The organism is Pseudoxanthomonas sp. P4_B2, from assembly GCF_056402315.1.
Window position 1 is genome coordinate 208,854 of sequence record NZ_JBFUHQ010000001.1, and the last position, 17,339, is coordinate 226,192.

Annotated in this window: 16 protein-coding genes; 9 read left to right on the plus strand and 7 right to left on the minus strand. The window is 62.4% G+C overall.

The features are described 5' to 3' along the window. Position 1: 1 nt before the first annotated feature. The gene (locus tag AC1DTQ_RS00915; protein WP_477847255.1) at positions 2 to 886 is read right to left on the minus strand and encodes an ankyrin repeat domain-containing protein; all 885 of its coding nucleotides are present in this window, start codon (positions 884 to 886) and stop codon (positions 2 to 4) included. 131 nt (positions 887 to 1,017) lie between these two features. Between AC1DTQ_RS00915 and AC1DTQ_RS00920 the strand changes: the two genes are divergently transcribed. Further along, the gene (locus tag AC1DTQ_RS00920; RefSeq protein ID WP_477847257.1) at positions 1,018 to 3,504 is read left to right on the plus strand and encodes a Tle-like phospholipase domain-containing protein; all 2,487 of its coding nucleotides are present in this window, start codon (positions 1,018 to 1,020) and stop codon (positions 3,502 to 3,504) included. 96 nt (positions 3,505 to 3,600) lie between these two features. Next, positions 3,601 to 4,980: a DNA repair protein RadA gene (gene radA / locus AC1DTQ_RS00925; RefSeq protein ID WP_477847259.1), complete on the plus strand. Its 1,380-nt coding sequence runs from the start codon at positions 3,601 to 3,603 to the stop codon at positions 4,978 to 4,980. 86 nt (positions 4,981 to 5,066) lie between these two features. On the opposite strand, the gene AC1DTQ_RS00930 is transcribed toward radA, so the two are convergent. The 6 genes from AC1DTQ_RS00930 to AC1DTQ_RS00955 form a co-directional block, all read right to left on the minus strand. After that, on the minus strand, positions 5,067 to 6,650 hold the full coding sequence (locus AC1DTQ_RS00930; RefSeq protein ID WP_477847260.1) for a DHA2 family efflux MFS transporter permease subunit: 1,584 nt from the start codon (positions 6,648 to 6,650) through the stop codon (positions 5,067 to 5,069). 7 nt (positions 6,651 to 6,657) lie between these two features. Further along, positions 6,658 to 7,854, minus strand: a complete 1,197-nt coding sequence (locus AC1DTQ_RS00935) for an EmrA/EmrK family multidrug efflux transporter periplasmic adaptor subunit (protein ID WP_477847262.1) — start codon at positions 7,852 to 7,854, stop codon at positions 6,658 to 6,660. After that, positions 7,851 to 9,329: an efflux transporter outer membrane subunit gene (locus tag AC1DTQ_RS00940; RefSeq protein ID WP_477847264.1), complete on the minus strand. Its 1,479-nt coding sequence runs from the start codon at positions 9,327 to 9,329 to the stop codon at positions 7,851 to 7,853. Before AC1DTQ_RS00940 ends, AC1DTQ_RS00935 begins: the two co-directional genes overlap by 4 nt. A 4-nt stretch (positions 9,330 to 9,333) precedes the next feature. Next, positions 9,334 to 9,792: a MarR family winged helix-turn-helix transcriptional regulator gene (locus tag AC1DTQ_RS00945; protein WP_477847266.1), complete on the minus strand. Its 459-nt coding sequence runs from the start codon at positions 9,790 to 9,792 to the stop codon at positions 9,334 to 9,336. Positions 9,793 to 9,883: 91 nt separating this feature from the next. Next, complete coding sequence (locus AC1DTQ_RS00950) at positions 9,884 to 10,402, minus strand: demethoxyubiquinone hydroxylase family protein (protein WP_477847268.1); 519 nt, start codon at positions 10,400 to 10,402, stop codon at positions 9,884 to 9,886. After that, positions 10,399 to 11,190 carry a cytochrome C assembly family protein gene (locus tag AC1DTQ_RS00955; protein ID WP_477847269.1) on the minus strand — a complete coding sequence of 264 codons (792 nt, stop codon included), beginning with the start codon at positions 11,188 to 11,190 and terminating at the stop codon, positions 10,399 to 10,401. Before AC1DTQ_RS00955 ends, AC1DTQ_RS00950 begins: the two co-directional genes overlap by 4 nt. A 110-nt stretch (positions 11,191 to 11,300) precedes the next feature. Here AC1DTQ_RS00955 and ffh point away from each other — a divergent pair, with 110 nt between their 5' ends. From ffh to AC1DTQ_RS00990, 7 genes are all read left to right on the plus strand, one after another. Further along, positions 11,301 to 12,671, plus strand: coding sequence for a signal recognition particle protein (gene ffh / locus AC1DTQ_RS00960; protein WP_477847271.1), 1,371 nt, complete (start codon positions 11,301 to 11,303; stop codon positions 12,669 to 12,671). A 163-nt stretch (positions 12,672 to 12,834) separates the two neighbouring features. After that, complete coding sequence (locus tag AC1DTQ_RS00965; RefSeq protein WP_477847272.1) at positions 12,835 to 13,626, plus strand: aminotransferase class IV family protein; 792 nt, start codon at positions 12,835 to 12,837, stop codon at positions 13,624 to 13,626. Positions 13,627 to 13,789: 163 nt separating this feature from the next. Beyond that, positions 13,790 to 14,053 (plus strand): 30S ribosomal protein S16, encoded by a 264-nt coding sequence (rpsP, locus tag AC1DTQ_RS00970; protein WP_310090114.1) that lies wholly within the window; start codon positions 13,790 to 13,792, stop codon positions 14,051 to 14,053. A 38-nt stretch (positions 14,054 to 14,091) separates the two neighbouring features. Continuing rightward, positions 14,092 to 14,604 carry a ribosome maturation factor RimM gene (rimM, locus tag AC1DTQ_RS00975; protein ID WP_477847273.1) on the plus strand — a complete coding sequence of 171 codons (513 nt, stop codon included), beginning with the start codon at positions 14,092 to 14,094 and terminating at the stop codon, positions 14,602 to 14,604. Positions 14,605 to 14,718: 114 nt separating this feature from the next. Next, complete coding sequence (gene trmD, locus AC1DTQ_RS00980) at positions 14,719 to 15,480, plus strand: tRNA (guanosine(37)-N1)-methyltransferase TrmD (protein ID WP_477847274.1); 762 nt, start codon at positions 14,719 to 14,721, stop codon at positions 15,478 to 15,480. 152 nt (positions 15,481 to 15,632) lie between these two features. Next, the gene (gene rplS / locus AC1DTQ_RS00985) at positions 15,633 to 16,043 is read left to right on the plus strand and encodes a 50S ribosomal protein L19 (RefSeq protein WP_477847275.1); all 411 of its coding nucleotides are present in this window, start codon (positions 15,633 to 15,635) and stop codon (positions 16,041 to 16,043) included. A gap of 53 nt (positions 16,044 to 16,096) precedes the next feature. Then, positions 16,097 to 17,242, plus strand: coding sequence for a hypothetical protein (locus tag AC1DTQ_RS00990; RefSeq protein WP_477847277.1), 1,146 nt, complete (start codon positions 16,097 to 16,099; stop codon positions 17,240 to 17,242). Positions 17,243 to 17,339 lie beyond the last annotated feature (97 nt).

The window sequence follows — 17,339 nt, forward strand, 5'->3', positions numbered from 1 at the left end:
TTTATAGCAGTGGAATATCCTTTTCCTCGCTGGGAAGTCCCAATTGGATTCGGTCGTCCTTTATCTGGGTCGGCATTGGCGATCGCTCGATACCGTGCTCTCGCAGCCAGTGCTGGCACTTCCGCTGCCATTCAATCATATGTGGTTTGACTGGCAACCAGTAGATTTCATCTACTACAGGCATGCGATATCTTTGTTTAGAGCCCTTTTGTGTTTCGGTAGTGCGAGTAGGATCAGCGCCATGCTGAAGCAGCCAATAGGCCTGTTCAAAGTTGCCAAAACTCGAATACCAGGCGACTGCCGTGTTGTAGCTTTCGGGAACATAGAGGCCTTCATTTATATTGGCGCCATGCTCGATCAGCATCTTCACATTGGGCCATTGGTCCTGCAGTGTGGCCACGTAGATCAGGGGCTCGCCATTGGAGTTGTGAGTGTTGGGATCGCCACCGTAATCGAGCAGCATGGCCAAATAACGCGAATCTGCATCGCCAGCAGCAAAGACCAGCGCATTGTTGCGTTGTTGCCCGCTGGTGCGTCGCGAATCGATGCGGCGCGCATTAGGGTTGGCGCCGTTGTCCAGCAGTAATTTCAAACCTGGCAGATTCTTATTGAACACAGGCCAAGCCACCATGGGCATGGCGCTCTCGTCGAAGATCACATCCGGATTGACGCCTTCCTGCTTGATCAGCCGCTGGACCTCGGCGGCATCGTTGCGATCAACCGCCTCGGCCAGTTCCAGCGCCTTGCCCTGAAAGTAGTTACTGGCAGGAAAGCCCGCAGTGGCGGGTTCGCGTGCGGGCTGCGCATGGCAGGCAGTCAGGCATGTCGATAACACCAGCGCGATAACAATGTTACCGAAAGCGGACATGCATCCATTCTTGGACATCCTTTATCTCCCTTGGTAAATGTGACATCACAAACTATGTTTTCCGCAGCCTGTGCGATTGACATCAGCGATGCGCAATGGCAGGTTGAACAGCGTTGATTGCCGTGTCAACCCAAGGCAAGGAGCCGAGTATGACTACGCCCACCGTTACTGTCGGGCCAGTACTTCCGTCCCAGGATCCGCGGACGTTGGAAGAAAAAATACTGCAGATGCAGCAGCGCGACGAATTTCTTTCGGAAATGCGAGCGCAGGCGGCACGTTCTGGCGACTCGAAGATCGCGGCTGAAGCTAACGCGTTGGAGCGGCAATACCATGTGCGGGACGTGGCCGGGCTGGCCGATGACGTGTACGAATCGGCCGCCCATCGACCTTCGTCGCAATCTGGCTGGATACGTGCAAGCGAACATCCGGACTTGCTGCGCCAAGCGGGAGTCAACTGGACCGATCAGCAGATAAAACAGTATTTGCAGCCCGACGATTCCAACTTTCGTGCTGAGATTTATCTTCCCGACCGTAAGGTTTACGGGGCAGATGTAAAGCCCGTGGTCTGCTACAAGGGTTCCAATGGGGCCGTGGTAGCGCACGATAATGCTGGTAAGCAGGTTGCCCGTGAATCGGCGTCGGAAGACTGGGTGAACAACGGCCTTCAGGGCGCTGGCCTGGAAAGCGACTATTACAACAGGGCTATGCGGCTTGCCAACGATCTAAAGAACTCCCCGTTGGGCAAAGAATTTGAAATTGCAGGTCATTCCTTAGGCGGCGGCTTAGCGTCTTCCGCCTCAGCCATTACTGGCGTCCCCGCCATTACCTTCAATTCCTCTGGTCTGAACCCCATCACGGCACAACGTTTTGCCGATAAGCAAGGCCTCTCGGTTTTTGACACGGACAAGACAATCACCGCCTACCAAGTCAAAGGCGAAGTGCTGACTGACGGTCAGGCCCTGATTGGCCGCATGGACGCATTGCAACGGATGCAGATGGGTGCGGTCGCCACCATGGCTGCCGATGTTTCGCGTTTGCCGGAAGCTCGGCAGCTGATGGTCAACAAGTTGGGCGAGCTTCTGCCGCATAGCAAACAGGCCCAGCAGGACGCGCTGGGTTTGGTCGACTACCTCGCCGAGCATTCCGGAAACAAGACTCTCAAGCAGGTGCCCACGGCAGCCGGGCAGGTACAACCGGTGCTTGAAGCCAAAATGCGAGATACGCAAGGCAATCTGATTGATCGCCCCAAAGAACCGGCGCTCAGCGAAGTGGCCAAGGACGCAGGACCGCTGCTCAACGTGCTGAGTGGGGCCGTAGCAGGGGCATATGTGGGGAAAAAGGCGGGAGAGGGCATCGCTACTGCCGGCAAGGTTACCGACGTCGCCTTGGACACCGTGGGCGATGGCTATCGGGTAGGCGGCAAAATCACCGGCCAAGCCGTTGAGGCGGGGGCGCAGACCTTCGGCAAGATATCGGGGTTGCAAGTGCGCGGCGGCGGCGAAGTGGTCGCGCAGGTGCGCGTGGCAAGCGGATACCTGGAGGCCGCGGTACCCATGACGCAATGCGTGACCCAGCGCTGGGGTAATGAAACCAGCAATGCGCTGTTGCGAGCCGCAAGCCACCTGCCTTTCGCCGACAAGATCGCACCGGGCCTGCGCCAGGAAGCGGACCGGCGCGATCAGGCCACGGAGGCGTACTGCGATCTCAAGACCGCACAGGCAAGAGGGGCGCTGGACCACGCAGGACGTGATGCGAATAGCATCCGGCAAACCGCAGGCCAGGGCGCGCAGTTGCTGGAACAGGCCGCCAACCAGGCCGGCGCGAATTTGCGCAAGTCCGCCGAACAAACCGGCGCGACGATCGACCAGGCGTTCGATCAGGCCGGACGTGGGGTGCGCAACCTGACTGGACACGCGCCGACAGCATTGGCCGCAACGGGAGCCGGATTGGGTACCGTCGTTGCCGCGGAAGCCACTTACCTTGGGCCTAACGGCCTGATGAACGCCTGGCAGACACGGGCTGTCATCAAGCACGCGCCGGGCGCGGGCAATGAAGCGACCCAGCGGCATTTGATGACAGAAACGGTAATCCCGAGCCTGGATGCACGGACGCAATCGCTCGAGCACGCCGCGGTCAAGCAACTGATGCAACCGGCGCCAGCTCGGGAATCCAGCGGGCATGTTCCGGCAAAGGATCCGCAATCTACGGCGCCGAGCCCTTCGCTACGTACCGGCGCCCTGCTCAACGATCCAAGCCACCCGGACCACTCGCTGTTTCGCGATGCGGCGCGCGGTATCCATGCCATCGACGCCAAGCACAACCGCGTTTCCGATCTGCGCAGCGACCAGCTGGGCGGTCATCTGGCCGTGGCGGCCAAGGAACAGGGCTTGCGCGGCATCGATCACGTGGTCATGAGCGGCGATGCCAAGCTCACCTTCGCCGTGCAAGGGCGTCTGGACGATCCCGCCCACCGCCGCGCCAGCGTGGACACCCTGCAGGGCCTGAATACCCCGCTGGCCCAGAGCACGCAGCAGATGGCCGAAGCGAACGCCCGTGCCGAACAGATACGGAATTCGGCCCCGGCACAGCAGCAGGAACCAGAAGTCGCCACCCGGGCCACCCTGCGGATGGCTTGAGGGAGCGAAATGCGGGCGCGACGTTGCCCGCGCGAGTCTCGCCCTGCGCGATGGCACCCGTCTATCCTGTGCGCTGGTTCGCCGAACGAAAACATCATGGCCAAGAGCAAGACCGCCTACGTCTGCAGTGAATGCGGCGCCGAACACAACAAATGGCAGGGCCAGTGCGCCGAATGCGGGGCGTGGAATACCTTGTCCGAGATCGTGCTGGAATCGGCTACCGCCACACCTACCGCGTCGCGGCGCAGCGGCTGGGCCGGCAAGCTGGAAACGCCGAAGATCACCGCGCTCAAGGACGTGCGCAGCAGCGAAGAAGCACGCGTTTCGACGGGCATAGGTGAATTCGACCGCGTGCTGGGCGGCGGTCTGGTCGAAGGTGCTGTGGTGCTGGTGGGCGGCGATCCAGGTATCGGCAAGTCGACGCTGTTGTTGCAGGCGATGGCGAAGATGTCGCTGAGCTTGCCCTCGCTCTACGTCACCGGCGAGGAATCGTTGGCGCAGGTGGCGGGCCGTGCCTTACGCCTGGGACTGCCGATGGATGGATTACAGGCATTAGCCGAAACCGGAATAGAGAAAATCCTGGACCACGCAGTCGCGGCGCAGCCGAAGGTCATCGTCGCCGATTCCGTGCAGACGCTCTGGACCGACTCGTTGACCGCAGCACCCGGTTCGGTAAGCCAGGTGCGCGAAAGCGCGGCGCGACTGGTCCGCTACGCCAAGGAAACCGGCACCGCCGTGTTCCTGATCGGCCACGTCACCAAGGAGGGCGGTATTGCTGGCCCGCGCGTGCTGGAGCATATGGTGGATGCGGTGCTGTATTTCGAGGGCGAGAGCGGCAGCCGCTTCCGCGTGTTGCGCGCGTTCAAAAACCGCTTTGGCGCCGTCAACGAGTTGGGCGTATTCGCGATGGGCGAGAAAGGCTTGAAGGAAGTGCCTAATCCTTCGGCGATCTTCCTGTCCGGCGGCAGTACCCAGCAGCCCGGTAGCTGCGTGATGGTTACCCGCGAGGGTACGCGTCCGTTGCTGGTGGAAGTGCAGGCGCTGGTAGATTCGTCGCCGCTGTCCAACCCGCGCCGTGTCGCGGTAGGGCTGGAACAGAACCGGCTGGCGATGCTGTTGGCGGTGCTGCACCGCCACGGCGGCATCGTCACCAGCGACCAGGACGTGTTCGTCAACGTGGTCGGCGGCATTCGCGTGCAGGAGACTGCGGCCGACCTGCCGGTACTGCTAGCGGTGCTGTCGTCGCTGCGCGACAAGCCGTTGCCGGAGAAGACAATTGCCTTCGGCGAAGTGGGTTTGTCGGGGGAAATCCGTCCGATTCCCAATGGAGAGGAACGGTTGCGCGAAGCGGCCACTCATGGATTCAAGCGGGCGATCGTGGCGAAGGGCAATGCGCCAAAGTCCGGTGCATTCAAGGCGATGGAGGTGATCGGGGTCGAACGATTGTCCGATGCATTAGAAGCCGCATCCGAATAAGCCTTTGTAGGAGCGACGCGAGTCGCGAAACTCGTAGGGGTCGGGCGGTCTTAGGGCTTCGCGACTCGCCTCGCCCCTACAATCTGTCAATGCCCGCCTGCTGCCGCACCGCCGGCCACCTTCGCCGCAAACGGCGGTTTGGCGAACCACACGAACAGGATCACCACCAGGAACAAGATGCCGAGCAGGTGGAAGACCTCGTTGAAGCCGATCTGTGTGGCTTGCTGCGAAATCATCTGGTTCAGCACCACCGCGCCGCGTTGCACATCGCCGTTGCCCAGCGTCTGTACCGTCTGTAGGGTGGCGGGATCGTAGGCGGAAATATGTTCGGTGAGCTGGGCATGGTGCACCGTGGTGCGCTGGCTCCACGCCCAAGTCGTTAGCGAGGCGGCGAAGCTGCCGCCCAAGGTGCGCACGAACGTGGCGAGCCCCGAGCCCGCTGCTATCTCATGCGGTTCCAGATCCGACAGCAATATCGTCAGCACCGGCATGAAGAACAAAGCCACGCCCAGCCCCTGCACCAGCTGCACCATCGCTACGCGCTCGAAATCGACATCCAGGTTGAAACCGGAACGGAAGAAGCTGGTGAACGCCATCACCATGAAGGCGAATGTCGCCAGCCAGCGCAGATCGAATCTGGTCGCGTACTTGCCCACGAACGGCGTCAACAAAACCGGAAGAATACCGATCGGCGCGCTGGCGAAGCCGGCCCAGATCGCCGTGTAGCCCAGATTGCGCTGCAGCCACAGCGGCACCAGCAGGCCCACCGCGAAGAACGCCGCGTACGCCATCACCATTGCGATCGTTCCCGCCGCGAAGTTGCGATGACGGAACAGGCGCAAGTTGACGATCGGATCCTTGTCGGTGAGTTCCCAGATGACGAACACCGTCAGCGCGACCGCTGCGATAACGGACAGGGCGACGATCTTGGTGGAATTGAACCAGTCTTCGTCGTTGCCCAGGTCCAGCAGGATCTGCAGCGCGCCTACGCCGAGCACCAACATCGACAGGCCCATGTAATCCATCTTCGGGCGTTCGAGTTTTTCTGGACGGCCCTTGAGCTGCCTGCCGACCACCATGCTGGCGAATATGCCGATGGGAATGTTGATGAAGAAGATCCATTCCCAGCTGTAGTTGTCGGTGATCCAGCCACCGAGGATGGGGCCGGCGATGGGCGCGACCACCGTTACCATCGCCAGCAGAGCGATGGCCTGTCCGCGTTTTTGCGGCGGATAGATGGAGATCAGCAACGCTTGGGTGACCGGATACATCGGGCCGCAGACGAAACCCTGCAGCGCGCGCGCCGCCACCAGCAAACCCATGCTGTTGGCCAGCCCGCACAGCAGCGAGGCGATCACGAAGGCCAAGGTCGCCCACATGAACAGTTTGCGCTCGCCGAAGCGCCTAGCCATGAAGCCGGTCAGCGGCAACGCGATCGCATTGCTCACCGCGAACGAGGTGATGACCCATGTGGCTTGATTGGAACTGGCACCCAGGTTGCCGGAGATAGTCGGCAACGAAACGTTGGCGATAGTCGTGTCCAGCACCTGCATGAACGATGCGAGCGTGAGCCCGAGCGTGGTCAGTGCGAGGTTCGGCGGTGCGAAGGGCTTGGCGGCGGGTGCCGGCGCCGCCGGCAGCTCCGCGCCATCTGCTGTGATGATGGCCATGACAGGATCAGTTGCGTGCGGAAGCGGGCAGGTTCCGTTCGATGATCTGCGTGATCATTGCGTCGGCGTCGTTCAACTGCTTCTGATAGGCCAGCGTGGTCAGTACCGGTTTCACGATCTTGCGTGCAACGGCCAGCGATGGGCCGTCCTGATTGCGCACGGCGACGTCCACGCTCATGCTCAGGCCGAGGCGCAGGGGATGTTCGGCCAACTGCTTCGGATCCAGTTCTATGCGCACCGGCACGCGCTGCACGATTTTGATCCAGTTACCACTGGCGTTCTGCGCCGGCAGCAGCGAAAACGCGCTGCCGGTACCGAGCCCCAGGCTGGCCACCTTGCCGTTGTATTCCACATCGCCGCCGTAAAGGTCCGAATGCACTTCCACCGGCTGGCCGATGCGCATATGGCCGAGCTGGGTTTCCTTGAAATTGGCTTCCACCCATACCTGCTCCAGCGGCACGATGGTCATCAAGGTCGCGCCGGGCTGCACGCGCTGGCCCAATTGCACTTGGCGCTTGGCGACGTAACCGGATACCGGGGCGACTATCGCCGAGCGCTGCAGATTCAGATAAGCCTGGCGAAGTTGCGAGGCGGCCACCTGCACCTGCGGTTGCTTGACGAGCGTCGTTGCATCGACCAGCGCGCGGCTGCGCGACAGTTCGCCGCGCGAACCGCTCAGCGCGGCTTCGGCCGAAGCCAGTAGGTCGCGCGCGTGGGCCAGTTCCTCGCTGGAAACCGCGCCACTGGCGACCAGCCCGCTGCGACGGCTGACGTCAGCGCGTGCCTGCGCCACCGCGACTTCGCGCGCGCGGATTTGCGCTTGCCCCGTATCCACGGTGCTGTAAAAGCCGCGCACTTGGCGAACGGTGCCGGCGAGATTGGCGACGGACTGGTCGTAAGCGACTTGTGCGTCATTGGCATCCAGATGCACCAGCGCCTGGCCGGCTTCCACCTTCATGCCATCGTCCGCATCGATGCTGATCACCGTGCCGCTGGTCTGCGGCACGATGCTGACCACGTTGCCTTGCACGTAAGCGTCGTCGGTGTCCTGGTGCCAGCGTGCGTAAAGGAAGTAGTACGCCAACCAGGCGATGCCGCCGATTATCACGGCCGCTGCGACGATCGACAGGGCGCGCCTGCGCTTGCCGTTCTTCGGCGCAGCGGCAGCGGGAGTGGAAGCTTCTGGATTGATCTGGGAAGTCATGGGGAGACCACGGTGTTGGCAATGGGGGTATTGGGTTGTTGCAGGACCAGGCCGCCGCCGAGCGCGCGGTCAAGGTCCACAGCGGCATTCAATCGCTGCGCTTGAAGCATGGCGATCTGCTGGTCCAGCTGCAGTAGCGGACGCTGCGCCGACAGCACGTCGAGTTGCGTGCCAAGACCGGCGCGATAACGCGATTGCGCCAGATCCCAGGCGGATTGCGCGGCAGCGCGTGCGCGCTTGGATGCATCGATCTGATGTTCCAGCGATCGCGCCGCCTGTAGTGCATCGGTGACCTCATGCAACGCGCCCACCAAGGTTTGGTTGTAGTTGGCGACGGCCAGGTCGTAATCGGCATCGCTGGCATCCAACTGTCCGCGCAGGCGCTCACTGTCGAAGATCGGCAGGCTGATCGCCGGGCCGCCGAGGCCGAGCAGCGCATCGCTGCTGAAAAGATCCGACAGTCCGCCGGATGCAAGACCAACGATCGCGCTCAAGTTGATGCTGGGTTTGAAGGACGCCTTGCTAGCGTCGATGCCGCGACTCGCGGCTTCCACGCGCCAGCGCGCCGCGACGACATCAGGGCGATGGCCCAGAAGCTCGCTCGGCAGCACGTCGGGAACGCCCGGGGTGCCCGCGTGCAGTACTTGCGGGCGTGCGATATCCAGACCGCGATCCGGGCCCTGGCCTATCAGCGCGGCGATCGCGGTGCGCGCGGCATCGATCTGTTGCTGCGCGGCCTGTGCCTGTTGTTCGGCGCTGGCGATCGTGCTTTCCGCTTGCCGAAGCTGCAGTTGGTTGTCCAGGCCGGCTTTCACGCGCTGCTGGCCGAGGTTGCGCAGATGCGTCGCGCGGTTGTGTTCGTCGTTCGCCACGTCCAACGCGGCGTAGGCCTGCGCCAAGCTCACGTAAGCGCGCGCGATGTTGGAAGACAGCGTCAGGCGCGCGGCCTGCGCATCGACTTCCGCGGCCTTGGCTTGGCCCACGGCTGCTTCCCACTGCGCGCGTTTGCCGCCCCACAGATCCAGATCGTATTTGAAGTTGAGCATCAACACGGTGGTGCCCAGGTAGGACCCGCCTTCCGGCGGCGGCAACAAGGTTTCCGGCAGCTGCACGCCGGAATACTGTCCGCTGGCGGTCACTGTGGGCTTGCGTGTGGCATCGGCCAAGCCGGCCTGCGCTTGAGCCTTACGCAGGCGCGCATCGGCGGCGTCCAGCGATGGATTGCCTTGCAGCGCTTCGTCGATGAGCGCATCGAGTTGCGCATCGCCAAGCGCCGTCCACCAATCCTGGTGCGGGAAATCGGCGGCGCTCAGTTTGAACTCGGCAAGGCTGTGGGCGGAGGACAAGGCTTCGCCGTCCAGCGCGCGTACTTTCGGCTCCAGTCCGCGGGTGCTGGCGCAACCGGCCAGCAACAGGCCGAGGGCCAATGCGGAAAACGCCGGCTTCAGGCCGCGCATAGAGAAGGGGATACGCATGGGATCAATCGTCGTTGGCGATAGGGGGCGTGAGGTTCTGCAAAACCTGATTCAGCAGACGGAACAGCTGTTCGCGTTCGCCGTCGTCCATGCCCTGTACGGCACGGGCACGGACGCGCTCGCCGCAGTGCTCGATGTCGGACCAGATGGCTTGGCCCGCATCGGTCAGCACGATGTGGAGCGCGCGGCGGTCGTTGGGGTCGGCGATGCGCCGCAGCAGGCCACGGGTTTCCAGCTTGTCCAGCAGGCGCGTCATGGCGCCCGGATTGACCTGCGCCCAACGGGCCAGATCGGTAACCCCGTCGGACGAATCCATGGCCAGACGCTTGATGGTCACGAATTGGCTATAGGTGAGGTCATGGCCGGCGGCGGCCATTTCGCGGGCCATTTCGGCCCACATGGCGTCGCGGACCTGCCGGAAAAGCATGCCCATGTTGGCTTCGGGGAAGGAAGAGGGGCTCATGGCGCGCAAATATCCTAGCCTATGCAATATTTGTCAAGGCAAATATTGTTTCAGCAATGAAATGCTGCGTCGCGGTTAGTCGCCGTTATGGCTATAGCCGCATTCCAAGCCAGATAACGGTTTCGGTGGAAAAACGCACGACAGGCGTGATCAACGAAGGCCAGAACCTTCCGGCTTCCATCAGCCGTTTTCCGTGATCGTGGTGCTCGCGTTCTTCCTCGACGATATCGAGGACGGTCGCATAAGCCTCGGGGTCGCGGTCTTTCAATATCAGCAGTTGCTTTTCGAGATGTCCAAGCACCACGCTCTCGACTGCAAAAGTGGTGGCTGCGATCGCTTGCCGTCCCAGCAATCCGGTAATGAAACCCAGCAAATAACCGGCCACTCCGCACAGCAGGTAACTTCTGCATCGACAAACCGCGCGCGACTGCAGGCGACTCCAGAACAAGGCGCGATGGCGTTGTTCGTGCGCGATGAATTCGCGGAGCGTGGCGGTCAGTTCTGGGGCGGTGACACGGGAAACCAGAATCTGCGCGCGATAAATGTTCACGGCACCATGTTCGCCCGCATGATCGACCTTGAGGATACGGTCGCCAAGGGCTTGGATCATGTGCGGTCTAGCACCAGCTCCAGCACGAACTTACTGCCGAAGAACGCCAGCAGCAACAACGCCATAGCCACCAACGTCCAGCGCACGGCCTTTCCGCCGCGCCAGCCATAGCGCCAGCGGCCGACCAGCAGAGCACCGAACGCCAGCCACGACAGCACGCTGAGCACGGTCTTGTGCACCAGGTGCTGGGCGAACAGGTTCTCCACGAACAGCATGCCGGTAAGAAGGGTCGCGGTCAGCAGGATGAAGCCGACGGTGATGGTGCGGAACAGGAGTTCCTCCAGTTCCGTCAGCGGCGGCAGGGCGCGCAGCCAGGCATGGAATTCGCGCCGTCGCAGCGCCCGTTCCTGCGCCCACAGCATCACCGCCAGCAGCGCAGCGATCGCCAGCGTCGCGTAAGCCAGCAACGCCAGCCAAGCGTGCAACTGCAGACGCCAGTCCAGGCCGCGCGAAGGCTCATGGCCGTAGGCGTGATAGACGAATAACAACAGCGCGGCCAGCGGGAACGAGAGCACGCCCAGTCCGGCCATACGTCCCTGGGCTCCCACCATCGTGGTCATCGCGGCCATGCCCAGGCTGACCAGCGAAAGGGCCGCGAAGAAATGCATGTCCGGGCCGCCTGGGGTGCGCCACGCCACCACCAGGTGGTAGGCGCCATGCAGCAGCACCGCGCCGAGCGCCGGCCACAGCCAACTGCGGCTCGCGGCGACCTTGTCTTGCGCGACCGCCCGCACCAGCAGGCCGGTAGCGGCGAGATAGAAGGCGATGGCGGCGAAGGAAATCCACATGCCCGCAGTTTGGCATAGCGCGCCCTATCCGAGAACCGTTCTCGATTGGCGCCTGTCCTGTCCGGCGTGCCGGTATACTTCGCTCTCATTTCGTCACGGTTTTCCCCCGCATGTTCGAGTCTCTCACCCAGCGTCTTTCCGGCACCATCGAGCGCCTGCGCGGCCGTGGCCGTCTGAGCGAGGAAAACATCCGCGAAGCCACCCGCGAAGTGCGCATCGCGCTGCTCGAAGCCGACGTGGCGCTGCCGGTCGTGCAGGCCTTGATCGAACGCATCAAGGTGCGCGCGGTCGGCCAGGAAGTACTGAAGAGCCTCACCCCCGGCCAGGCGCTGATCAAGATCGTGCGCGACGAACTGACCGCGGTCATGGGCTCGGCCGCGACCGACCTCAACCTCAACGTGCCGGCGCCAGCCGTGATTTTGATGGCCGGCCTGCAGGGCGCGGGCAAGACCACCACCGTGGCCAAGCTCGCCAAGCACCTGAAGGAAAAGCGCAAGAAAAAAGTGATGGTGGTCAGCGCCGACGTCTACCGTCCGGCCGCCATCGAACAGCTGAAGACGCTGGCGCAGCAGGTAGACGTGCTGTTTTTCCCGTCGGACGCCTCGCAAAAGCCGGTCGACATCGTGCGCGCCGCCATCGACGACGCGCGCAAGTCGTTCGCCGATGTGCTGATCGTCGATACCGCCGGCCGCCTGGCCATCGACGAAGCGATGATGGCCGAGATCAAGGCCCTGCACGCGGCGGTGAATCCGGTCGAGACGCTGTTCGTGGTCGATTCGATGACCGGCCAGGATGCGGCCACCACCGCCAAGGCCTTCTCCGAAGCGCTGCCGCTCACCGGCGTGGTGCTGACCAAGACCGATGGCGATGCGCGTGGCGGCGCGGCCTTGTCGGTGCGCTACGTGACGGGCAAGCCGATCAAGTTCATCGGCGTGGGCGAGAAGCCCGACGGTCTGGATATCTTCCATCCCGACCGCGTCGCCAGCCGTATCCTCGACATGGGCGACGTGCTGTCGCTGGTGGAGCAGGTCGAACAGAACGTCGATCAGGAAAAAGCCGCCAAGCTCGCGGCCAAGGTAGCCAAGGGCAAGAAGTTCGACCTCAACGACATGCGCGACCAGCTTGAGCAGATGCAGAACATGGGCGGCATCAGCGGCTTGATGGACAAGCTGCCGGGTATGGGCCAGGTGCCGGACAGCGTGAAGCAGCAGGTCACCGGCAAGGAAGTGCCGCGCATGGTCGCCATCATCGGTTCCATGACCAAGAAGGAACGCCGCAATCCCGCGCTGCTCAACGGCTCGCGCCGTGCACGCATCGCGCGCGGTTCCGGCACCACGCCGGCCGACGTCAACCGCCTGCTCAAGCAGTACCAGCAGATGGAAAAGATGATGGGCAAGCTGGCCGGTGGCGGCATGAAGGGCCTGATGCGCGGGATGAAGGGAATGATGGGCGCGCGCGGCGGCGGTATGCCGTTCCGTTGATTCACTGCGTTTGGCTGCAAGTCGGCAACTTCGAATAAATGAAGTCGTCGTTCCCGCGAAGGCGGGAATCCAGTGACTTTAGTTGTAAGTCGAAAGGCGCTGGGTCCCCGCCTTCGCGGGGATGACGGCAAAATTTTTATGTCGCTGTCACTTCGGGATCGACATGCACGCAGCTTTCCTCAACGGATTACCAGCCACCGCGGACGACCTGCGCGCCCTCGCACTGATCAACTACGGCCACTACAGCTCCATGCAGGTACGTAATGGAGCAGTGCAGGGACTCGAGTTGCACGAACGGCGTCTGCAGGCCGGAACGCGGGAGCTGTTCGACAGCGCCCTGGACTTCGCGAAGGTTCGGGAGCAAATGCGCGCCGCGGTTGCCGCAACCCCGGATTGCACGCTGCGCGCGACCGTGTTTTCGCCAGGTTTCGACTATCGCAATCCGGCGGGAAGTTTCGCCACCGAAGTGCTGATCTCGCTTTCTCCTCCGGCGCGGGCGTCCACGCACGCCGTGAAAGTGAAATCGTTCGAATTCCAACGCCCTTTGCCGCACGTCAAACACGTAGGCACCTTCCCCTTGTTCCACTATCGGAGACTGGCGTTGGCGCAGGGTTACGACGATGCCTTGTTCGCCGATCCCGAAGGCAGGATCTCCGAAGGCTCGGTATGGAACCTGGGACTTTGGGACGGGGAACAGGTGGTTTGGCCCGAAGCCCCAGCACTGCGGGGAACCTCGGAGCAGCTGTTACAGGCAGGGTTGCGCGAGTTCGGCGTAGCTCAGCTGATACGTAAGGTTCGTCTGGCCGACTTAGCTTCCTTCAAGGCCGCCTTTACCAGTAATGCCAGTGGGTTCCAGATGATCGCAAGTGTCGATGAGACCGGCTTCTCTGCCGCGCCGGAACTGGCGGCGATGCTGACCAAGGCCTTGGAAACCCAGATCTGGGAGGCCTTGTAGAGCCGAGTAAGCTCGGCTCAGGCCGGCCCGACAGTCTGAGCAGCCGAGCGAGCTCGGCTCTACAGTTAAGTGATGGGCGGGGTTTCCTTCCGCAATTCAATGGCTTAGAATTGTCGGTTCACCGCGCCGCAATGGCGACTGGGCAACATAGGAAAGCATCACAATGGTCAAGATTCGCCTTACCCGTGGCGGCGCCAAGAAGCGTCCCTTCTACCACATCATCGTCACCGACTCGCGCAGCGCGCGCGACGGCCGCAATATCGAACGCCTGGGTTACTACAACCCCGTTGCCGCGGGCAACGAGAAGCGTATCGAGCTGGACACCGCACGTGTCGACCATTGGGTCGGCCAGGGCGCGCAGATGACCGACAAGGTTCGCAACCTGTACAAGGAAGCGGGCAAGGTCGCGGCGCAGGCTTCGGCCTGATCCTGCAGGACGGCGCGTCGAGCGCCGTCCCTCTACTTATGAGCGATAACGAACGTCGGATCCTGCTGGGCAGGATAGTCGGCGCCTTCGGCATACGCGGGCAAATCAAGATCGAATCCTGGACGGAGCCGCGCGATGCGATCTTCCGTTACCAGCCATGGATCCTGGTCGATGCCGCGGGCAGCGAGCGCGAATTCAGCGGGGCGCGCGGTAAAGAGTCCGGTAAGCACTTGGTCGCGACGTTCCCCGAGGTGACCGATCGCGATGTGGTGGAAACCATGCGCGGCACGGACATCTACGTGCCGCGTTCGGCTTTGCCGCCGCCGAAAGCGGGCGAATTCTATTGGGTCGATCTGGAAGGTTTCCGCGTGGTCACCGTGGACGGCGTCGATTTCGGCACCGTGTCGCATCTATTCTCCACCGGTTCCAACGATGTGCTGTCGATACGCGGCGACCGCGAGCGCATGGTGCCTTTCGTCGAACCGGATTTCGTGAAGTCCGTGGATTTCGAGGCCGGGCTGATCACCGTGGATTGGGATCCGGATTTTTAACTCCCTGCTCTGCGAAGGCAGGGGAGGGGTTATGCGCTTACTGGTAATGTACCGGCCCCGACTCAACCCCCTCCCAACCTCCCCCTGCTGTCGCAAGGGGAGGGGTAAAAGCACATGCGCATAGACGTGGTCAGCCTATTTCCCGAATTCATCGCCCAATGCGCGGGTTTCGGTGTGGTCGGCCGGGCGCAGGAGCGCGCGCTGCTTTCGTTGCACGGCTGGAATCCCCGCGACTACGCCGAAGGCGGGTACCGGCGGGTGGACGACCGTCCGTTCGGTGGCGGCCCCGGCATGGTGATGATGATCGAACCCTTACAGGCCTGCCTGGCGGCAACGCGGGCCGCCGATCCGGTCGCGGGGCCGGTCATTTACCTGACGCCGCAGGGCGCACCGCTTACCCAGGCGAAAGTACGGCAACTGGCGGCGCTGCCGCGGCTGATCCTATTGTGCGGCCGCTACGAAGGCGTCGACGAGCGTCTGGTCGCGGCGGAGGTGGACGAGGAGATCTCCATCGGCGACTACGTGCTGTCCGGCGGCGAGCTGGGCGCGGCAGTGATCATCGACGCGGTGGCACGGCTGCAGGAGGGCGCCTTGAACGACGCCGAATCCGCCATCCAGGACAGTTTCGAGAACGATGGGCTGCTGGACTGCCCGCATTACACCCATCCCGCCAGTCATGCCCTGGGCGAAGTGCCGGCGGTCCTGCGTTCCGGCGACCATGCCGCCATCTCCCGCTGGCGCCGGCAGCAAGCGCTGGGCCGGACCTGGCTCAGGCGTCCGGAGTTGCTGGATGAGGCGGCCCTGTCCAAGGCGGACCGGGCGCTGTTGGAGGCCTTCCGGGAGCAGGAACGGAAGTCGGGCCCAAAATCCGGCTAAGCCCGCGCATTACAAGGAAAATTCGGGTAATATGGCCGGCTCTTGGCCGTTCCACGCCTCGAACCCACAATAATATCGTGCAGCACAATCCGGTGACTGCATCAGTTTCCAGTTGTCGAACGACACGCCCACGACACTCATACGGTGCCACCATGACTAAGCTCAACATGAACATCCTGGCTGATTTCGAAGCCGCCCAAATCAAGCGCGAACTGCCCGCCTTCGGCCCCGGTGACACCATCGTCGTCAACGTGAAGGTCAAGGAAGGCAACCGCGAGCGCGTCCAGGCCTATGAAGGCGTGGTCATCGGCAAGAAGAACGCCGGCCTCAACTCGGCCTTCACCGTGCGCAAGATCTCGCACGGCTTCGGCGTCGAGCGTGTGTTCCAGACCCACAGCGCCACCATCGATTCGGTCGAAGTGAAGCGCCGCGGCAAGGTCCGCGCCGGCAAGCTGTACTACCTGCGCGACCTGGAAGGCAAGGCTGCCCGCATCAAGGAAGACCTGGCCGCCGGCCAGCAGGCCAAGGCCGCCAAGCTGGCCGCTGCTGCTTCCGCCGAATAAGTTCCGGACCAAACCGGTTCCGCGACGGCCACCTTCGGGTGGCCGTTTGCGTTATGGCGTTGCGTGTCCTGTCTGGTTGGTTGACCATTGCGGTGGTCGGTCGGATCTTTCGCAAATCAAGCGGGTGTGCCGTGCTTGAACGCAATGCAAAAAATCGTCTGCTATCCCTCGCCGTCGTTTGCATCTGCATCTGCGTGTCGAACGGATCGATAGCCGCCACTTCGCCGAGCCGACACGTCGCCCTTGATGGGTTGTCGCCTCTGGCTTCTGCTTCCGAGCTCACTGCGCGACTTCTTACCCCAATCACGCAGGACCGCATCGCCAGATTCCGCCAGAAGGTCGGCTTCAGTTTGAAGGACCAGACCATTGAGCCCGGCGAGGAACCTTTCGAATTGTTCGTGCCCGAACCGGGCCCAGACGGCAAGTACGGACTGATGGTTTTTGTCTGGCCAGCCGACGACATCCAGGTGCCCGGCGATTGGTGGAAGGTATTCCGCGACAGGCACATGATTTATGTCGCGTCGCGCAGATCGAGCAATACCGAGAACATCTTCGACCGGCGCGTGCCGTTGGCGTTGCATGGCTACGAGTATGTGCGCAGTAGGTATAGCGTGGATCCGGAGCGGGTATATATCGGTGGTTTCTCCGGAGGTTCGCGGACGGCGCAGCGCGTGGCGATGGCGTACCCGGATGTTTTCCGTGGCGCGTTCTTGGTGGGCGGCAGCGATACGCTGGGGGGCGACAGCGGCTTCACCCTGCCTTCCGAGAAGCTTTCGCGCCTGCTGCAAAAACGGACTCGCTTCGTGTTTTCCACGGGGGGCGACGATTCGGTCAATCGAGCGAAGGATGCACGCACGAGAAAAAATCTGGAGGCGCTATGCATGCAATGGGTTCGAGTAGTACCCCAGAATGGCGTCGAGCACTGGGTTCCCAACGGGCGTGGTTTCATTCGCGTGCTGAATGAATTGGAGCGGGCTATCCCGCAAAATGCGGACGCCGAAGCTTGCGATGAGAACTTGCGCAAAGTTATCGATGACGGGTTGGCTTCGGTGAAGCAGAAGCTCGACGGCGGCGATCTGAAAACGGCCGGAGAGCTCCTGGGGCAGCTTGATGCTCAGTACGGAGGAATGGCCGCACCGAGCAGCGTAGCGCTTGCCCGGTCTATCGCCGAGAAAATGGATCTGTACCGTTTGCCCTAAGAGCGGGCGGGACGCGACCTGGAAAGCAAGGCTGCCCGCATCAAGGAAGATCCGACCGCCGGCCAGCAGCCAAGGCCGCCCAGCTGGCCGCCGGTGC

Coding starts and splice junctions, on each gene's coding strand:
- AC1DTQ_RS00915 (WP_477847255.1), bottom strand. CDS start 886: ATGTCCAAGAATGGATGCATGTCCGCTTTCGGTAACATTGTTATCGCG.
- AC1DTQ_RS00920 (WP_477847257.1), top strand. CDS start 1,018: ATGACTACGCCCACCGTTACTGTCGGGCCAGTACTTCCGTCCCAGGAT.
- radA (WP_477847259.1), top strand. CDS start 3,601: ATGGCCAAGAGCAAGACCGCCTACGTCTGCAGTGAATGCGGCGCCGAA.
- AC1DTQ_RS00930 (WP_477847260.1), bottom strand. CDS start 6,650: ATGGCCATCATCACAGCAGATGGCGCGGAGCTGCCGGCGGCGCCGGCA.
- AC1DTQ_RS00935 (WP_477847262.1), bottom strand. CDS start 7,854: ATGACTTCCCAGATCAATCCAGAAGCTTCCACTCCCGCTGCCGCTGCG.
- AC1DTQ_RS00940 (WP_477847264.1), bottom strand. CDS start 9,329: ATGCGTATCCCCTTCTCTATGCGCGGCCTGAAGCCGGCGTTTTCCGCA.
- AC1DTQ_RS00945 (WP_477847266.1), bottom strand. CDS start 9,792: ATGAGCCCCTCTTCCTTCCCCGAAGCCAACATGGGCATGCTTTTCCGG.
- AC1DTQ_RS00950 (WP_477847268.1), bottom strand. CDS start 10,402: ATGATCCAAGCCCTTGGCGACCGTATCCTCAAGGTCGATCATGCGGGC.
- AC1DTQ_RS00955 (WP_477847269.1), bottom strand. CDS start 11,190: ATGTGGATTTCCTTCGCCGCCATCGCCTTCTATCTCGCCGCTACCGGC.
- ffh (WP_477847271.1), top strand. CDS start 11,301: ATGTTCGAGTCTCTCACCCAGCGTCTTTCCGGCACCATCGAGCGCCTG.
- AC1DTQ_RS00965 (WP_477847272.1), top strand. CDS start 12,835: ATGCACGCAGCTTTCCTCAACGGATTACCAGCCACCGCGGACGACCTG.
- rpsP (WP_310090114.1), top strand. CDS start 13,790: ATGGTCAAGATTCGCCTTACCCGTGGCGGCGCCAAGAAGCGTCCCTTC.
- rimM (WP_477847273.1), top strand. CDS start 14,092: ATGAGCGATAACGAACGTCGGATCCTGCTGGGCAGGATAGTCGGCGCC.
- trmD (WP_477847274.1), top strand. CDS start 14,719: ATGCGCATAGACGTGGTCAGCCTATTTCCCGAATTCATCGCCCAATGC.
- rplS (WP_477847275.1), top strand. CDS start 15,633: ATGACTAAGCTCAACATGAACATCCTGGCTGATTTCGAAGCCGCCCAA.
- AC1DTQ_RS00990 (WP_477847277.1), top strand. CDS start 16,097: ATGGCGTTGCGTGTCCTGTCTGGTTGGTTGACCATTGCGGTGGTCGGT.